This window comes from Pseudomonas sp. SGAir0191 (genome assembly GCF_002812565.2).
Taxonomy (GTDB): Bacteria; Pseudomonadota; Gammaproteobacteria; order Pseudomonadales; family Pseudomonadaceae; genus Aquipseudomonas; species Aquipseudomonas parafulva_B.
The window spans coordinates 811,901-828,449 of sequence record NZ_CP025035.2; the positions used below are offsets into that span (position 1 = coordinate 811,901).

Annotated in this window: 14 protein-coding genes and 1 tRNA gene; 14 read left to right on the forward strand and 1 reads right to left on the reverse strand. The window is 61.4% G+C overall.

Annotated features, from left to right (window positions below; genetic code table 11):
• Positions 1–55: 55 nt before the first annotated feature.
• The 7 genes from dnaK to CWR53_RS03680 all read left to right on the forward strand — a co-directional run bounded on the left by dnaK (position 56) and on the right by CWR53_RS03680 (position 9,783).
• Positions 56–1,981 carry a molecular chaperone DnaK gene (gene dnaK / locus CWR53_RS03650; protein WP_058604768.1) on the forward strand — a complete coding sequence of 642 codons (1,926 nt, stop codon included), beginning with the start codon at positions 56–58 and terminating at the stop codon, positions 1,979–1,981.
• Positions 1,982–2,172: 191 nt separating this feature from the next.
• Positions 2,173–3,297, forward strand: coding sequence for a molecular chaperone DnaJ (gene dnaJ, locus CWR53_RS03655; RefSeq protein ID WP_058604767.1), 1,125 nt, complete (start codon positions 2,173–2,175; stop codon positions 3,295–3,297).
• A 13-nt stretch (positions 3,298–3,310) separates the two neighbouring features.
• Positions 3,311–4,114: a 4-hydroxy-tetrahydrodipicolinate reductase gene (gene dapB, locus CWR53_RS03660; RefSeq protein WP_058604766.1), complete on the forward strand. Its 804-nt coding sequence runs from the start codon at positions 3,311–3,313 to the stop codon at positions 4,112–4,114.
• Between the two features lie 299 nt (positions 4,115–4,413).
• Complete coding sequence (gene carA / locus CWR53_RS03665) at positions 4,414–5,550, forward strand: glutamine-hydrolyzing carbamoyl-phosphate synthase small subunit (RefSeq protein WP_058604765.1); 1,137 nt, start codon at positions 4,414–4,416, stop codon at positions 5,548–5,550.
• 105 nt (positions 5,551–5,655) lie between these two features.
• Positions 5,656–8,877, forward strand: coding sequence for a carbamoyl-phosphate synthase large subunit (carB, locus tag CWR53_RS03670; protein WP_058604764.1), 3,222 nt, complete (start codon positions 5,656–5,658; stop codon positions 8,875–8,877).
• Positions 8,874–9,356 carry a transcription elongation factor GreA gene (gene greA, locus CWR53_RS03675; RefSeq protein ID WP_178091239.1) on the forward strand — a complete coding sequence of 161 codons (483 nt, stop codon included), beginning with the start codon at positions 8,874–8,876 and terminating at the stop codon, positions 9,354–9,356. Before carB ends, greA begins: the two co-directional genes overlap by 4 nt.
• Positions 9,334–9,783 (forward strand): MFS transporter, encoded by a 450-nt coding sequence (locus CWR53_RS03680; RefSeq protein ID WP_081322853.1) that lies wholly within the window; start codon positions 9,334–9,336, stop codon positions 9,781–9,783. The genes greA and CWR53_RS03680 overlap by 23 nt, the downstream gene beginning before the upstream one ends.
• Positions 9,784–9,795: 12 nt before the next feature.
• Here the strand turns inward: CWR53_RS03680 and yhbY are convergent, their stop codons facing one another.
• Positions 9,796–10,104, reverse strand: a complete 309-nt coding sequence (gene yhbY, locus CWR53_RS03685; RefSeq protein WP_023533185.1) for a ribosome assembly RNA-binding protein YhbY — start codon at positions 10,102–10,104, stop codon at positions 9,796–9,798.
• Between the two features lie 102 nt (positions 10,105–10,206).
• On the opposite strand from yhbY, the gene rlmE reads away from it, so the two are divergent.
• From rlmE to CWR53_RS03720, 7 genes are all read left to right on the forward strand, one after another.
• Positions 10,207–10,833 (forward strand): 23S rRNA (uridine(2552)-2'-O)-methyltransferase RlmE, encoded by a 627-nt coding sequence (gene rlmE / locus CWR53_RS03690; protein ID WP_027915415.1) that lies wholly within the window; start codon positions 10,207–10,209, stop codon positions 10,831–10,833.
• Between the two features lie 203 nt (positions 10,834–11,036).
• Complete coding sequence (gene ftsH, locus CWR53_RS03695) at positions 11,037–12,941, forward strand: ATP-dependent zinc metalloprotease FtsH (RefSeq protein ID WP_058604763.1); 1,905 nt, start codon at positions 11,037–11,039, stop codon at positions 12,939–12,941.
• An 8-nt stretch (positions 12,942–12,949) separates the two neighbouring features.
• Positions 12,950–13,801 (forward strand): dihydropteroate synthase, encoded by an 852-nt coding sequence (gene folP, locus CWR53_RS03700; protein WP_058604762.1) that lies wholly within the window; start codon positions 12,950–12,952, stop codon positions 13,799–13,801.
• 16 nt (positions 13,802–13,817) lie between these two features.
• Positions 13,818–15,158, forward strand: a complete 1,341-nt coding sequence (gene glmM / locus CWR53_RS03705) for a phosphoglucosamine mutase (protein WP_058604761.1) — start codon at positions 13,818–13,820, stop codon at positions 15,156–15,158.
• Between the two features lie 65 nt (positions 15,159–15,223).
• The gene (gene tpiA, locus CWR53_RS03710; RefSeq protein ID WP_058639195.1) at positions 15,224–15,979 is read left to right on the forward strand and encodes a triose-phosphate isomerase; all 756 of its coding nucleotides are present in this window, start codon (positions 15,224–15,226) and stop codon (positions 15,977–15,979) included.
• Positions 15,980–15,983: 4 nt separating this feature from the next.
• The gene (gene secG, locus CWR53_RS03715) at positions 15,984–16,382 is read left to right on the forward strand and encodes a preprotein translocase subunit SecG (protein ID WP_058604759.1); all 399 of its coding nucleotides are present in this window, start codon (positions 15,984–15,986) and stop codon (positions 16,380–16,382) included.
• A gap of 19 nt (positions 16,383–16,401) precedes the next feature.
• Positions 16,402–16,487 (forward strand) — tRNA-Leu (locus CWR53_RS03720).
• Positions 16,488–16,549 lie beyond the last annotated feature (62 nt).

The following is a 16,549-nucleotide window of genomic DNA, read 5'->3' on the forward strand; positions in this document are numbered from 1 at the left end:
CCGCAGTTGGCCGCAGTAGCCGCTGCTACCTCATTCAAGTTTCGGGAGAGTTAACATGGGCAAGATCATCGGTATCGACCTGGGGACCACCAACTCGTGCGTCTCCGTGCTGGAAAACGGTAACGTCAAGGTCATCGAGAACGTCGAGGGTGCGCGTACCACCCCATCGATCGTGGCATACGCCAACGACGGCGAAATCCTGGTCGGCCAGTCGGCCAAGCGCCAGGCCGTGACCAACCCGCACAACACCCTGTTCGCAGTCAAGCGCCTGATCGGCCGCCGCTTCGAAGAAGACGTCGTGCAGAAAGACATCAAGCTGGTGCCTTACAAGATCGTCAAGGCCAGCAACGGCGACGCCTGGGTCCAGGCCAGCGGCAAGGACATGGCGCCACCGCAGATCAGCGCCGAAGTTCTGAAGAAAATGAAGAAGACCGCCGAAGACTACCTCGGCGAGCCTGTGACCGAAGCGGTCATCACCGTACCGGCCTACTTCAACGACAGCCAGCGTCAGGCCACCAAGGACGCCGGTCGCATCGCCGGTCTGGACGTCAAGCGCATCATCAACGAGCCGACCGCCGCTGCACTGGCCTACGGCATGGACAAGGCCAAGGGCGACCACACCGTGATCGTCTATGACCTGGGTGGTGGTACCTTCGACGTTTCGGTCATCGAAATTGCCGAAGTCGACGGCGAGCACCAGTTCGAAGTACTGGCCACCAACGGCGACACCTTCCTGGGTGGCGAAGACTTCGACATGCGCCTGATCGACTACCTCGTCGACGAGTTCAAGAAAGAGTCCGGCATGGACCTGAAGAACGATCCGCTTGCCCTGCAGCGTCTGAAGGAAGCTGCTGAAAAGGCCAAGATCGAGCTGTCTTCGGCCCAGTCGACCGACGTCAACCTGCCGTACATCACTGCAGATGCAACCGGTCCGAAGCACCTGAACGTGAAGATTTCCCGCGCCAAGCTGGAATCGTTGGTCGAAGACCTGGTCAGCCGCACCATCGAGCCTTGCCGCATCGCGCTCAAGGACGCCGGTATCGACGCCAGCAAGATCGACGACGTGATCCTGGTCGGCGGTCAGACCCGTATGCCGATGGTCCAGAAAGCCGTTGCCGACTTCTTCGGCAAGGAAGCGCGCAAGGACGTGAACCCGGACGAAGCCGTCGCCATGGGTGCTGCCATCCAGGGCGCAGTATTGGCCGGTGACGTGAAGGACGTTCTGCTGCTGGACGTCAGCCCGCTGACCTTGGGTATCGAAACCATGGGCGGCGTGATGACCTCGTTGATCGAGAAGAACACCACCATTCCGACCAAGAAGTCGCAGGTGTTCTCGACTGCCGACGACAACCAGGGCGCCGTGACCATTCACGTGCTGCAAGGCGAGCGCAAGCAGGCGGCACAGAACAAGTCGCTGGGCAAGTTCGACCTGGCTGACATTCCGCCAGCGCCACGTGGCGTGCCGCAGATCGAAGTGACCTTCGACATCGACGCCAACGGCATCCTGCACGTCAGCGCCAAAGACAAGGCCACTGGCAAGTCGCAGTCCATCGTCATCAAGGCCAACTCCGGCCTGTCGGACGACGAAATCGAGCGCATGGTGCGCGACGCCGAGGCCAATGCCGAGGAAGACCGCAAGTTCGAAGAGCTGGCCGCTGCCCGTAACCAGGGTGATGCACTGGTTCACTCGACCCGCAAGATGGTCGCTGACGCGGGTGACAAGGTCACCGCTGAAGAAAAGACTGCCATCGAAGCGGCCGTGGTTGCCCTGGAAGCCGCCGTCAAAGGCGACGACAAGGCTGCCATCGACGCCAAAGTCGAAGAGCTGTCCAAGGTCTCTGCACCGGTTGCCCAGAAAATGTACGCCGAGCAGTCGGCCGAACAGCCTCAGGGCGGCGCGCAGCAGGCCGAGCCGGAAGCCAAGCACGATGACGTGGTGGACGCCGAGTTCGAAGAAGTGAAAGACAACAACAAGCAGTAATTTCTGCAAGTTGTCGGCCAGTGCACCGCCGTTTGGCGGTGAACTGGTAGGATGTCGCCGCGCGGGGGCTTGCTCCCGCGTTGACGTATCTGGAATTCGAGAATTTTTGCAGCATTTGTCAGCCCCTCATGGGGAGCAGGTGCTGACGGCGCGGCGCAGATGCCGGACGCCCAACAAGGTGCAAATGACCTATGTCCAAGCGTGATTATTATGAGGTCCTGGGTGTCGAGCGCGGCGCCACGGATGCTGACCTCAAGAAAGCCTATCGCCGGTTGGCGATGAAGTACCACCCCGACCGCAACCCGGGTGACAAAGAGTCCGAAGACAAATTCAAGGAAGCCAACGAGGCCTACGAGGTCCTGTCGGATACCAGCAAGCGCGCGGCGTTCGACCAGTATGGCCATGCCGGCGTCGACCCGAGCATGGGTGGCGGCGGGGCCGGTTTCGGGGGCGCCAACTTCTCCGACATCTTCGGTGATGTGTTCAGCGACTTCTTCGGCGGTGGCCGGGGTGGCGGACGTGGCGGCGCTCAGCGCGGTAGCGACCTGCGCTACACCCTGGAGCTGAACCTGGAAGAAGCCGTGCGCGGCACCACGGTCAGCATTCGCGTGCCGACGCTGGTGAACTGTCAGCCGTGCGATGGCAGCGGTGCGAAGAAAGGCTCCACCCCGTCGACCTGCCCCACTTGCGGTGGTATCGGCCAGGTACGCATGCAGCAGGGCTTCTTCTCGGTGCAGCAGACCTGCCCGCGCTGCCATGGCCAGGGCAAGATCATCACCGACCCTTGCGGGGCCTGCCATGGCGAAGGCCGGGTCGAGGAATACAAGACCCTGTCGGTCAAGGTGCCAGCAGGTGTCGACACCGGTGATCGCATTCGCCTGTCAGGCGAGGGTGAAGCCGGCGCGCACGGTGGGCCGACCGGCGACCTGTACGTGGTGATCAACGTGCGCGAGCACGAGATCTTCCAGCGTGATGGCAAGCACCTGTACTGCGAAGTGCCGATCAGCTTTACAGACGCTGCGCTGGGTGGCGAACTCGAAGTGCCAACCCTCGATGGTCGGGTCAAGCTGCGCATCCCCGAAGGCACCCAGACCGGTAAGCAGTTCCGCCTGCGTGGCAAGGGCGTGGCGCCTGTGCGCGGTGGTGGTGCGGGTGATCTGCTGTGCCGCGTGGCGGTGGAAACGCCGGTCAACCTCAGCCGTCGTCAGCGCGAACTGCTCGAAGAGCTGCGTGATTCGCTCGAGGGCGACAGCTCCCATTCGCCCAAGGCCAGTGGCTGGTTCGATGGCGTGAAGCGCTTCTTCGGCGATCTCTGACAAGGAAAAGGCTATGCGACGTATTGCAGTGATGGGCGCGGCAGGGCGAATGGGCAAGACCCTCGTCGAAGCCGTGCAGCAAACCGCAGGTGCCGGCCTGACGGCTGCCATCGACCGCCCGGACAGCACGCTGGTGGGTGCGGACGCAGGCGAGTTGGCCGCCCTGGGGCGCATTGGCGTGCTGTTGTCCGACGACCTGGTCAAGGTTGCCGATGACTTCGACGTGCTGATCGACTTCACCCATCCATCGGTCACCCTGAAGAACCTGGCGTTCTGCCGCAAGCATGGCAAGGCCATGGTCATCGGCACCACCGGGTTCACCGTGGAAGAAAAGCACCTGCTGGCCGAAGCGGGCAAGGACATTCCGATCGTGTTCGCGGCCAACTTCAGTGTAGGGGTCAACCTCAGCCTCAAGCTGCTGGACATCGCGGCGCGTGTGCTGGGCGACGACGTCGATATCGAGATCATCGAGGCGCACCACCGCCATAAAGTCGATGCGCCTTCGGGCACCGCGCTGCGCATGGGCGAAGTGGTGGCCAATGCGCTGGGGCGCGACCTGCAGGAAGTGGCGGTGTATGGCCGCGAAGGGCAGACCGGTGCACGTGATCGCAAGACCATTGGCTTTGCCACGGTGCGCGCCGGTGACGTGGTCGGTGATCACACGGTGCTGTTCGCTGCCGAAGGCGAGCGCCTGGAGATCACCCACAAGGCCTCCAGCCGCATGACGTTCGCCAAGGGTGCCGTGCGAGCGGCCTTGTGGCTGGACGGGCGCGAGCCTGGCCTGTACGACATGCAGGATGTGCTCGAGCTGCACTGAGCCCTCGGCCCAGACCAGAGCAACCTGCCGCCGATGATACGCACCCAGGCGTGTCTGGGCGGTGGGGCCCACCTCTAGCAAGTGGCTCTGGTAGCGGCCTGTCGCATTCATGTGTTTAAGAGGCACATATGCGGTAGACCGAAAACGCACTTTTCTGTAAGCTACAGCTTTAGTGTGTCCACTAAAAGCGCGCAGCGAATTGAATTCAGCACATAAAAGCGGGGTGACGTGTCCATACGTCACTCCGCTTTTTTGCAACCTGCGATCGCCCTTTCATGCTTGATTTTCGGGAGGTCTTCTTGACAAAGCCAGCCATACTCGCCCTTGCCGACGGCAGTATTTTCCGCGGTGAGGCAATCGGTGCCGACGGCCAGACCGTTGGTGAAGTGGTATTCAACACCGCTATGACCGGCTACCAGGAAATCCTTACAGACCCTTCCTACGCGCAGCAAATCGTTACCCTGACCTACCCGCACATCGGCAACACCGGCACCACGCCAGAAGACGCAGAATCCAACCGCGTCTGGTCGGCCGGCCTGGTCATTCGCGATCTGCCGCTGCTGGCCAGCAACTGGCGTAACACCCAGTCGCTGCCCGAGTACCTCAAGGCCAACAACGTGGTGGCCATTGCGGGCATCGACACCCGTCGCCTGACTCGAATCCTGCGTGAAAAGGGCGCTCAGAACGGCTGCATCCTGGCCGGTGACGACATCAGCGAAGAAGCCGCAATCGCCGCTGCGCGCGGCTTCCCAGGCCTCAAGGGCATGGACCTGGCCAAGGTGGTTTCCACCAAGGAGCGCTACGAATGGCGTTCCAGCGTGTGGGAGCTCAAGACCGATAGCCACCCCACCCGCGAAGTTGCCGACCTGCCTTATCACGTGGTGGCGTTCGACTACGGCGTCAAGCTGAACATCCTGCGCATGCTGGTCGCCCGTGGCTGCCGCGTCACCGTGGTGCCGGCCCAGACGCCCGCCAGCGAAGTGCTGGCCCTCAACCCGGACGGCGTGTTCCTGTCCAACGGCCCGGGCGACCCCGAGCCCTGTGACTACGCCATCCAGGCGATCAAGGAAATCCTGGAAACCGACATCCCGGTCTTCGGCATCTGCCTGGGTCACCAGCTGCTGGCCCTGGCCTCCGGCGCCAAGACCGTGAAGATGGGCCATGGCCACCACGGTGCCAACCACCCGGTGCAGGACCTCGATACCGGTGTGGTCATGATCACCAGCCAGAACCACGGCTTTGCGGTGGACGAAGCGACCTTGCCTGGCAACGTGCGCGCCATTCACAAGTCGCTGTTCGACGGCACCCTGCAGGGTATCGAGCGCACCGATAAGAGCGCGTTCAGCTTCCAGGGCCACCCTGAAGCGAGCCCAGGCCCGACCGACGTCGCGCCACTGTTCGATCGTTTCACCGATGCCATGGCCAAGCGCCGCTGAGTCTCCTGCTTCAAGGCCCCGGGCTGGCATGTGCCATGCCCGGATGCGCCTGACCCAGATTGTTCAACGCGGCTTGCCGACTGACCCCGGATTTGAGTGACAACCATGCCAAAACGTACAGACATCAAAAGCATCCTGATTCTCGGCGCTGGCCCGATCGTGATCGGCCAGGCCTGCGAATTCGACTACTCCGGCGCCCAGGCTTGCAAAGCCCTGCGCGAGGAGGGGTTCCGCGTCATCCTGGTGAACTCCAACCCAGCCACCATCATGACCGACCCGGCCATGGCCGACGCCACCTACATCGAGCCGATCAAATGGCAGTCGGTGGCCAAGATCATCGAGAAAGAGCGCCCTGACGCCGTCCTGCCGACCATGGGTGGCCAGACTGCCCTGAACTGCGCCCTGGACCTGGAGCGCCACGGCGTTCTGGAGAAGTTCGGCGTGGAAATGATCGGCGCCAATGCCGACACCATCGACAAGGCCGAAGACCGTTCGCGCTTTGACAAGGCCATGAAGGACATCGGCCTGGAGTGCCCGCGCTCCGGTATCGCCCACAGCATGGAAGAGGCCAACGCGGTGCTCGAGAAGCTTGGCTTCCCTTGCATCATCCGTCCGTCGTTCACCATGGGCGGCACTGGCGGCGGCATCGCCTACAACCGCGAAGAATTCGAAGAAATCTGCACCCGTGGCCTGGACCTGTCGCCGACCAAGGAACTGCTGATCGACGAATCGCTGATCGGCTGGAAGGAATACGAGATGGAGGTGGTCCGCGACAAGAAGGACAACTGCATCATCGTCTGCTCCATCGAGAACTTCGACCCGATGGGCGTGCACACCGGCGACTCGATCACCGTCGCCCCGGCGCAGACCCTGACCGACAAGGAATACCAGATCATGCGCAACGCCTCCCTGGCGGTGCTGCGTGAAATCGGCGTCGAGACCGGCGGTTCCAACGTGCAGTTCGGCATTTGCCCAAACACCGGTCGTATGGTCGTCATCGAGATGAACCCGCGTGTGTCGCGCTCCTCGGCATTGGCTTCGAAAGCCACCGGCTTCCCGATCGCCAAGATCGCCGCCAAGCTGGCCATCGGCTACACCCTGGATGAGCTGCAGAACGACATCACCGGTGGCCGCACGCCGGCTTCCTTCGAGCCGTCGATCGACTACGTGGTGACCAAGTTGCCACGCTTTGCCTTCGAGAAATTCCCGAAGGCCGACGCTCGCCTGACGACCCAGATGAAGTCTGTCGGTGAAGTCATGGCCATCGGCCGTACCTTCCAGGAATCCTTGCAGAAAGCCCTGCGCGGCCTGGAAGTCGGCGCCTGCGGCCTAGACCCGAAAGTCGACCTGGCCAGCCCCGAGGCTGCCAGCATCCTCAAGCGCGAGCTGACCGTGCCGGGCGCCGAGCGCATCTGGTATGTAGCCGACGCCATGCGTTCGGGCATGACCTGTGAGCAGATCTTCGACCTGACCGGTATCGACATGTGGTTCCTGGTGCAGATGGAAGACCTGATCAAGGAAGAGGAGAAGGTCAAGACCCTGGCCCTCACCGCGATCGACAAGGACTGCATGCTGCGCCTCAAGCGCAAGGGTTTCTCGGACCAGCGTCTGGCCAAGCTGCTGGGCATCACCGACAAGACCCTGCGCCGTCACCGCCACAAGCTGGAAGTGTTCCCGGTGTACAAGCGCGTCGACACCTGCGCCGCCGAGTTCGCCACCGATACCGCCTACCTCTATTCCACCTACGAGGAAGAGTGCGAGGCGAATCCGTCGAGCCGCGACAAGATCATGATCCTCGGCGGTGGTCCTAACCGCATTGGCCAAGGCATCGAGTTCGACTACTGCTGCGTGCACGCCGCCTTGGCGCTGCGTGACGACGGTTACGAAACCATCATGGTCAACTGCAACCCGGAAACCGTGTCCACCGACTACGACACTTCCGACCGCCTGTACTTCGAGCCGCTGACCCTGGAAGACGTGCTGGAAGTCTGCCGCGTCGAGAAGCCCAAGGGCGTGATCGTGCACTACGGTGGCCAGACCCCGCTCAAGCTTGCCCGCGCCCTGGAAGAAGCCGGCGTGCCGATCATCGGCACCAGCCCCGACGCCATCGACCGTGCCGAAGACCGTGAGCGCTTCCAGCAGATGGTGCAGCGACTGAACCTGCTGCAGCCGCCAAATGCCACCGTTCGCAGCGAAGAAGAGGCCATCAGCGCCGCCGGCACCATCGGTTACCCGCTGGTCGTGCGTCCGTCCTACGTCCTGGGTGGTCGCGCCATGGAGATCGTCTACGAACTGGACGAGCTCAAGCGTTATCTGCGCGAAGCCGTGCAGGTGTCCAACGACAGCCCGGTGCTGCTGGACCACTTCCTCAACTGCGCCATCGAGATGGACGTGGATGCGGTCTGCGACGGTACCGACGTGGTCATCGGCGCGATCATGCAGCACATCGAACAGGCCGGCGTTCACTCCGGTGACTCGGCATGCTCGCTGCCGCCTTACTCGCTGAGCAAGGAGGTGCAGGATGAAGTGCGTGTGCAGGTCAAGAAAATGGCCCTGGAGCTGGGCGTGGTTGGCCTGATGAACGTGCAGCTGGCCCTGCAGGGCGACAAGATCTACGTGATCGAAGTCAACCCGCGCGCCTCGCGTACCGTACCGTTCGTGTCCAAGTGCATCGGCACGTCGCTGGCCATGATCGCCGCTCGTGTCATGGCAGGCAAAACCCTGAAGGAGCTGGGCTTCACTCAGGAAATCATCCCGAACTTCTATAGCGTGAAGGAAGCCGTCTTCCCATTCGCCAAGTTCCCAGGGGTTGACCCGATCCTCGGCCCTGAGATGAAATCGACCGGTGAAGTGATGGGTGTCGGTGACAGCTTCGGTGAAGCCTTCGCCAAGGCCCAGATGGGTGCCAGCGAAGTGCTGCCGACCGGTGGTACCGCGTTCATCAGCGTGCGTGACGACGACAAGCCGCAAGTGGCCGGCGTTGCCCGCGACCTGATCGCCCTGGGCTTCGAAGTGGTGGCAACCGCAGGTACCGCCAAGGTCATCGAGGCGGCGGGCCTGAAGGTGCGCCGCGTGAACAAGGTGACCGAAGGCCGTCCTCACGTGGTCGACATGATCAAGAACGACGAAGTGTCGCTGATCATCAACACCACCGAAGGCCGTCAGTCGATCGCCGATTCCTACTCGATTCGTCGCAATGCGCTGCAGCACAAGATCTACTGCACCACGACCATTGCGGCCGGTGAAGCCATCTGCGAGGCGCTGAAATTCGGTCCGGAAAAAACCGTTCGCCGCCTGCAGGATCTGCACGCAGGACTCAAAGCATGAGCATGACCAAATACCCGATGACCGTTCAGGGCGCTCGCGCCCTGGAAGAAGAACTGCTCTTTCTGAGCAAGACCGAGCGCCCGCGCCTGAGCCAAGCCATTGGTGAAGCGCGTGAGCTGGGCGACTTGAAGGAGAACGCCGAATACCATGCCGCCCGCGAAGAGCAGGGCATGGTCGAGGCACGTATCCGTGACATCGAAGGCCGTTTGCAGAACTCGGTCGTGATCGACGTGACCACCATTGCCCATACGGGCAAGGTCATCTTCGGCACAACCGTCGATCTGGAAAACACCGAGACGGGTGATCAGGTCACCTATCAGATCGTTGGCGAGGATGAAGCCGACGTGAAGAAAGGCAAGCTGTCCAACAGTGCGCCGATCGCTCGCGCCATCATCGGCAAGGAAGAGGGTGACACCGTTGTCGTCAAGACGCCAAACGGTACGGTCGAGTACGAGATTGTCGAAGTCAAGCACATCTGACCGGCGCCTGCGGGCGCCTTCCCTTGAGGGGATCCTCTGGCAACTGGCCCAGGTATTCTGGGTCGGCGGCCTGTGGGTGTTCCACGTGGGGTTGGTGCCTGCTTTGAAAGTCAGCGGCCTTGCGCCGTTACTGGTTCAAGACATTGCCGGGCAGATCGATCGTTGGTTGATCGGCGTGGCACTGCTCGGCTTGATCACCCAGCTGGCGGTATTGGCAAAGGTGGAAGGCCTGGCTGCCTGGTGGCGCCAGTTCCGTGGCCAGATGCTGTTGCTGGGCCTTGGGGCCTGCATCGGCTACTACACCTTGCGTTACGGGATCTCCGTAGGCGAGCGCTGGCAGATGTTCTGTTTCCTGGTGCTGGGCTTCTCCGGCATCGTGCTGGTAGCCCAGCCCGTCCCGCTCAGGGCGCGTCACGCGCGCCACTGAGCGGCGCCGCCGTTACTTGTAACGGTGGACGTTGGACAGCTGCTTGTTCGGCTGAGGGTTCTTGCGGTAGATCAGTGCCTTCTTGCCGATGGTCTGCACCAGCTCGGCGCGGCCGGCCTTGCACAGCGCGGCGATGGTTTCGGCACGCTCTTCGCGGTCTTCGGAGCGAATTTCGACCTTGATCAGCTCGTGGTCGGCCAATGCGCGTTCCAATTCGGCGACGACGCCTTCATTCAAACCGTTGCCAGCAACGATCAGGACCGGCTTGAGGTCATGACCAATGGACTTGTATTGCTTCTTCTGCTCGTTATTGAGCGGCATAATCTGACCCTTTCCGTCTGATTCTGTAAAATTGACCGGCATTTTACCCGAGGGCCACCGGCTCCGCCCAGTCAATCACCACGCATATCATCGAGGTGCCCCGTGGTACAACGTTCCAAAAGCAGCGCAAACTGGCTGCGAGAGCATTTCAACGACCCTTTCGTCAAACAGGCGCAGAAGGACGGCTACCGCTCGCGGGCAAGCTACAAGCTGCTTGAGATCCAGGAGAAGGACCGTCTGATCCGTCCTGGCATGAGTGTCATCGACCTGGGTGCAGCGCCGGGCGGCTGGTCCCAGGTGACCAGTCGTCTGATTGGCGGTCAGGGTCGACTGATCGCCTCGGACATCCTGGAGATGGACTCCATCCCCGATGTCACCTTCATCCAGGGGGACTTCACCCAGGACGAGGTGCTGCGGCAAATTCTCGAAGCCGTCGGCGATTCACACGTAGACCTTGTGATTTCGGACATGGCCCCCAATATGAGTGGTACGCCCGCGGTCGACATACCGCGAGCCATGTTCCTTTGCGAGCTGGCCCTGGATTTGGCAACCCGCGTGCTGCGGCCCGGCGGTGATTTTTTGATCAAGATCTTCCAGGGTGAAGGTTTCGATGTGTACCTCAAGGACGTGCGCACCAAGTTCGACAAGGTACAGATGCGCAAACCGTCTTCATCGCGGGACCGCTCCCGCGAGCAGTACCTGCTTGGCAAGGGGTTCAAAGGCGCGTGAACGGTACTAAGCGCAGCGGCCGATAGTTAATTCCAATCGGCCACGGCGTCAGGATCGTCCGAACTTCGTGTAGTCTGGATTTCACAAAGGGTTACAGACGGTGCCTGCGGTTGCGTGGGCAATGTAGTAAGTTAGGGCGATGAATATCATGCGAGGCACGGCTGCGTCGTGCGCCGGCCTCAGAGGGTAGCGAATTGAACGACATGGCAAAGAATCTGATCCTGTGGTTGATCATCGCAGCTGTCCTGGTGACGGTGATGAACAACTTCTCCAGCCCTAACGAGCCGCAGACCCTCAATTACTCCGACTTCATCCAGCAGGTCAAGGATGGCAAGGTCGAGCGAGTGACCGTCGACGGTTACATCATCACCGGCAAGCGCTCCGACGGCGACAGCTTCAAGACCGTGCGCCCGGCGATCACCGACAATGGCCTGATCGGCGACCTGGTGGACAACCACGTGACCGTCGAAGGCAAGCAGCCCGAGCAACAGAGCATCTGGACCCAGTTGCTGGTCGCCAGCTTCCCGATCCTGGTCATCATCGCCGTGTTCATGTTCTTCATGCGCCAGATGCAAGGCGGGGCGGGCGGCAAGGGTGGCCCCATGAGCTTTGGCAAGAGCAAGGCGCGCCTGCTCTCCGAAGACCAGGTCAAGACCACCCTGGCTGACGTCGCCGGCTGCGACGAGGCCAAGGAAGAAGTAGGCGAGCTGGTCGAGTTCCTGCGCGACCCGGGCAAGTTCCAGCGCCTGGGTGGCCGCATTCCCCGCGGTGTGCTGATGGTCGGCCCACCCGGTACCGGTAAGACCCTGCTGGCAAAGGCCATTGCAGGTGAAGCCAAGGTGCCGTTCTTCACCATTTCCGGTTCGGACTTCGTGGAAATGTTCGTCGGTGTCGGTGCCAGCCGTGTGCGCGACATGTTCGAACAGGCCAAGAAGCACGCCCCGTGCATCATCTTCATTGACGAGATCGACGCCGTCGGCCGTCACCGTGGTGCTGGCATGGGCGGGGGCCACGACGAGCGTGAGCAGACCCTCAACCAGTTGCTGGTGGAAATGGACGGCTTCGAGATGAACGATGGCATCATCGTCATTGCCGCGACCAACCGCCCTGACGTGCTTGACCCCGCGCTGCTGCGTCCCGGGCGCTTCGACCGTCAGGTTGTTGTAGGCCTGCCGGACATCCGTGGTCGTGAGCAGATCCTCAAGGTGCACATGCGCAAGGCGCCGATTGGCGACAACGTCAACCCGGCTGTCATTGCCCGTGGTACGCCTGGCTTCTCCGGTGCCGACCTTGCCAACCTGGTCAACGAAGCCGCTCTGTTTGCCGCCCGCTCCAACAAGCGCCTGGTCGACATGAAGGAGTTCGAGCTGGCCAAGGACAAGATCATGATGGGCGCCGAGCGCAAAACCATGGTCATGTCCGAGAAGGAAAAACAGAACACCGCCTACCACGAAGCCGGCCATGCGATCGTAGGTCGCCTGGTGCCCGAGCACGATCCGGTCTACAAGGTGTCGATCATCCCGCGGGGTCGTGCCCTGGGTGTGACCATGTTCCTGCCCGAAGAAGATCGCTACAGCCTGTCCAAGCGTGCGCTGATCAGCCAGATCTGCTCCCTGTACGGCGGTCGTATCGCCGAGGAGATGACCCTGGGCTTCGATGGCGTCACCACCGGCGCTTCCAACGACATCATGCGTGCCAGCCAGATTGCGCGAAACATGGTCACCAAGTGGGGCTTGTCCGAGAAGCTGGGCCCGCTGATGTATGCCGAGGAAGATGGCGAAGTGTTCTTGGGTCGTAGCGCAGGTGGCCAGCAGACCAGTGTCTCCGGTGAGACGGCCAAGCTGATCGACTCCGAAGTGCGCAGCATCATCGACCAGTGCTACGCGACCGCCAAGCAGCTGTTGACCGAAAACCGCGACAAGCTCGATGCGATGGCCGAGGCCTTGATGAAGTACGAAACCATCGACGCCGAGCAGATCGACGATATCATGGCGGGCCGTACGCCTCGCGAACCTCGCGATTGGGATGATGATTCGGCTTCCGGTACACCGGCTGCCCAGGGTGATCGCCCGGAATCGCCAATCGGTGGTCCAGCGGCTCAACACTAAGGGCATCTATGAGCTCAGTGCAGCACCCGACCCGATTGCCTTGCGGCAATCGGGTTCTTGATTTGTCGCGTACCCATGTCATGGGTATCCTCAATGTCACGCCCGATTCCTTTTCCGACGGCGGCCGCTTCAGTCAGCGCGACGAGGCCTTGCGCCACGCCGAAGCGATGGTGGCCGCCGGTGCCACGCTGATCGATGTAGGCGGGGAGTCCACCCGCCCGGGTGCGCGGCCCGTTTCGGTCACCGAAGAGCTGGAGCGCGTGGCGCCGATGGTCGAAGCCATCCACCGTCATCTTGATGTCGTGGTGTCGGTCGATACGTCCACGCCTGCCGTCATGCGCGAAGCCGCCCGCCTGGGCGCTGGCCTGATCAACGATGTGCGCGCCCTCGAGCGCGATGGTGCGCTGGATGCCGCGGCTGCCACCGGGCTGCCGGTGTGCCTGATGCATATGCGCGGCGAGCCCGGCACCATGCAGGACGACCCGCATTATGACGATGTCACCGAGGACGTGGCGCGCTACCTTCAGCAGCGCATGATGGCCTGTGCGCACGCGGGCATAGAGGCCGACCGCATCGTGCTCGATCCAGGCTTCGGTTTCGCCAAGACCCTGGCCCACAACCTCAGCCTGTTCAAACACCTCGAAGCGCTCCAACGCCTGGGGCGTCCGCTTCTGGTGGGCGTTTCCCGCAAAAGCATGATCGGCCTGACGCTAGAGCGTCCTGTCGGTGAGCGTCTTTATGGCAGCCTGGCGCTGGCGGCGCTGGCCATGACCAAGGGTGCAAGTATCCTGCGCGTGCATGACGTGGCACAAACCGTTGACGTCGTTCGCATGATCGCGGCCGTTCAGCACGCCGAATAAGAACATTGGAGTCCCTATGAGCAGAAAATATTTTGGTACCGACGGCATTCGTGGCCGCGTCGGCGAATACCCGATCACCCCGGAGTTCATGCTCAAGCTCGGCTGGGCAGCCGGCATGGCGTTTCGCAAGCAAGGCCATTGCCGCGTGCTGGTTGGCAAGGACACGCGAATTTCCGGCTACATGTTCGAATCTGCGCTCGAAGCTGGCCTTTCAGCCGCTGGAGCCGATGTGATGCTGCTGGGCCCGATGCCCACGCCTGCCATTGCCTACCTGACCCGTACCTTCCATGCCGAAGCCGGTATCGTCATCAGTGCCTCGCACAACCCGCACGATGACAATGGCATCAAGTTCTTCTCGGGGCAGGGCACCAAGCTGCCGGACGAAGTGGAGCTGATGATCGAGGAGCTGCTCGACCAGCCCATGACCGTTGTGGAATCGAGCAAGCTGGGCAAGGTCTCGCGCATCAACGACGCAGCCGGCCGCTACATCGAGTTCTGCAAGAGCAGTGTGCCCAGCAGCACCAGCTTCGCCGGCCTCAAGCTGGTGGTCGACTGCGCCCATGGCGCCACGTACAAGGTCGCGCCCAGCGTGTTCCGTGAGCTGGGTGCCGATGTCACTGTGCTGCACGCCCAGCCAGATGGCCTGAACATCAACGAAGGCTGTGGTTCGACCCACATCGAATCGCTGCAGGCCGCCGTGCTGGTCGGGCATGCGGACCTGGGCATCGCCTTCGACGGTGATGGCGACCGTGTGTTGATGGTCGATCACACCGGCGCGATCGTCGACGGTGACGAGCTGCTGTTCATCATCGCGCGCGACCTGCATGACCGCGGCAAGCTGCAAGGCGGCGTGGTGGGTACGCTCATGAGCAACCTGGGGCTGGAGCTGGCGCTCAAAGACCTGGATATTCCGTTCGTGCGTGCCAAGGTCGGTGACCGCTACGTCATGGCCGAGCTGCTCGAGCGCGAGTGGCTGATAGGTGGGGAAAATTCCGGTCATGTGGTGTGCTGCAACTACACCACCACCGGTGATGCGATCATCGCCGCGCTGCAGGTGCTGATGGCGCTCAAGCGCCGTGGCGAGACCCTGGCCCAGGCGCGCCAGGCATTGCGCAAATGCCCGCAAGTGCTGATCAATGTACGCTTCGCTGCAAGCGACGTGGACCCGCTCGAGCATCCGGACGTCAAGCAAGCCAGCGCGCAGGTCACAGAGGCCCTGGCAGGCCGTGGGCGGGTATTGCTGCGTAAATCCGGGACCGAGCCGCTGTTGCGCGTCATGGTCGAAGGTGAGGATGAACACCAGGTGCGTCTGCACGCCGAAGCACTGGCAAAGCGCGTCGCAGAAGTTTGTGCCTGAAGCCGCTTGCCAGCGCGAATCTGGTTGGGTAAGATCTGCGCCCACTTTGACCGACGAGGTAAAGCATGCGTCGCCCTATGGTTGCTGGTAACTGGAAGATGCACGGTACCCGCGCCAGCGTCGCTGAGCTGACCGAGGGCTTGCGTAATCTTGCCCTGCCGAGCGGAGTGGAAGTCGCGGTATTCCCGCCAACTTTGTTCATCAACCAGGTGGTTGCTGAACTCGATGGCAAAGGTATTATCGTCGGCGCACAGAATTCTGCAGTATTGCCCGAACAGGGCGCGCTGACCGGTGAAGTTGCTCCGGAACAGCTGGCTGAGGCAGGTTGCAAGTTGGTGTTGATTGGCCATTCGGAGCGTCGCCAGGTAATCGGCGAAGATGACGAAGTGTTGAATCGCAAGTTTGCAGCGGCTCAGGCCAAAGGTTTGAAGCCAGTGCTCTGTATCGGGGAAACCCTTGAAGAGCGTGAGGCAGGCAAAACGCTCGAAGTTGTTGGGCGTCAACTGAACAGTATCATCGAAGCCTTCGGTGTTAGTGTGTTTGCCAATGCGGTAATTGCCTATGAGCCTGTATGGGCCATCGGCACCGGCCTAACGGCCACGCCTCAGCAGGCCCAGGATGTGCACGCCGCCATCCGCAGCCAGCTTGCGGCGAAAGATGCTGAAGTGGCTGCGAAGGTGCAGTTGCTCTACGGCGGCAGCGTGAAGGCGGCCAATGCGGCCGAACTGTTCGGCATGCCGGATATCGATGGGGGCCTCATTGGTGGGGCTTCCCTGAACGCAGACGAATTCGGTGCAATTTGTCGCGCCGCAGGAAACTGAACAAATGCTGGAAACAGTCATCGTTGTTTTTCATCTGTTGGCAGCGCTGTCGCTGGTAGTGCTGGTACTGTTGCAACAGGGTAAGGGGGCGGAAGCCGGTGCATCTTTTGGTGCGGGTGCTTCCAATACCGTCTTCGGAAGTCAGGGCTCTGCCACCTTCCTGAGTAAATTCACTGCAATACTCGCTGCCACTTTCTTTTTGACAGCACTTGGGTTAGGATACTTCGCGAAGCAACAAGCTCACCAGCTTAGCCAAGCAGGTCTTCCAGATCCAGCAGTGCTAGAAGTGAAAGAGCAGCCAAAACCGGCCATCAATGATGATGTACCGGTGCTCCAAGAACAGAAGAGCGAAGCCACTCCTAATTCGAGTGATGTACCTCCTCCGGCAGAAGAGCAGAAGTAACGGGTTTCAAAGTAGTATTGCCGAGGTGGTGGAATTGGTAGACACGCAACCTTGAGGTGGTTGTGCCCATAGGGTGTAGGGGTTCGAGTCCCCTTCTCGGTACCATTTAAAGCTTGAGAGCCCGCCTTCGCGGGCTTTCTTGCAGGTGAAGGTTTGGATTTGACCCT

What these genes read in the sequence shown, in the direction of transcription:
- carB (WP_058604764.1), top strand. Translation starts at nt 5,656, where the DNA reads ATGCCAAAACGTACAGACATCAAAAGCATCCTGATTCTCGGCGCTGGC.
- dnaJ (WP_058604767.1), top strand. Translation starts at nt 2,173, where the DNA reads ATGTCCAAGCGTGATTATTATGAGGTCCTGGGTGTCGAGCGCGGCGCC.
- dapB (WP_058604766.1), top strand. Translation starts at nt 3,311, where the DNA reads ATGCGACGTATTGCAGTGATGGGCGCGGCAGGGCGAATGGGCAAGACC.
- yhbY (WP_023533185.1), bottom strand. Translation starts at nt 10,104, where the DNA reads ATGCCGCTCAATAACGAGCAGAAGAAGCAATACAAGTCCATTGGTCAT.
- folP (WP_058604762.1), top strand. Translation starts at nt 12,950, where the DNA reads ATGAGCTCAGTGCAGCACCCGACCCGATTGCCTTGCGGCAATCGGGTT.
- glmM (WP_058604761.1), top strand. Translation starts at nt 13,818, where the DNA reads ATGAGCAGAAAATATTTTGGTACCGACGGCATTCGTGGCCGCGTCGGC.
- secG (WP_058604759.1), top strand. Translation starts at nt 15,984, where the DNA reads ATGCTGGAAACAGTCATCGTTGTTTTTCATCTGTTGGCAGCGCTGTCG.
- ftsH (WP_058604763.1), top strand. Translation starts at nt 11,037, where the DNA reads ATGGCAAAGAATCTGATCCTGTGGTTGATCATCGCAGCTGTCCTGGTG.
- greA (WP_178091239.1), top strand. Translation starts at nt 8,874, where the DNA reads ATGAGCATGACCAAATACCCGATGACCGTTCAGGGCGCTCGCGCCCTG.
- tpiA (WP_058639195.1), top strand. Translation starts at nt 15,224, where the DNA reads ATGCGTCGCCCTATGGTTGCTGGTAACTGGAAGATGCACGGTACCCGC.
- dnaK (WP_058604768.1), top strand. Translation starts at nt 56, where the DNA reads ATGGGCAAGATCATCGGTATCGACCTGGGGACCACCAACTCGTGCGTC.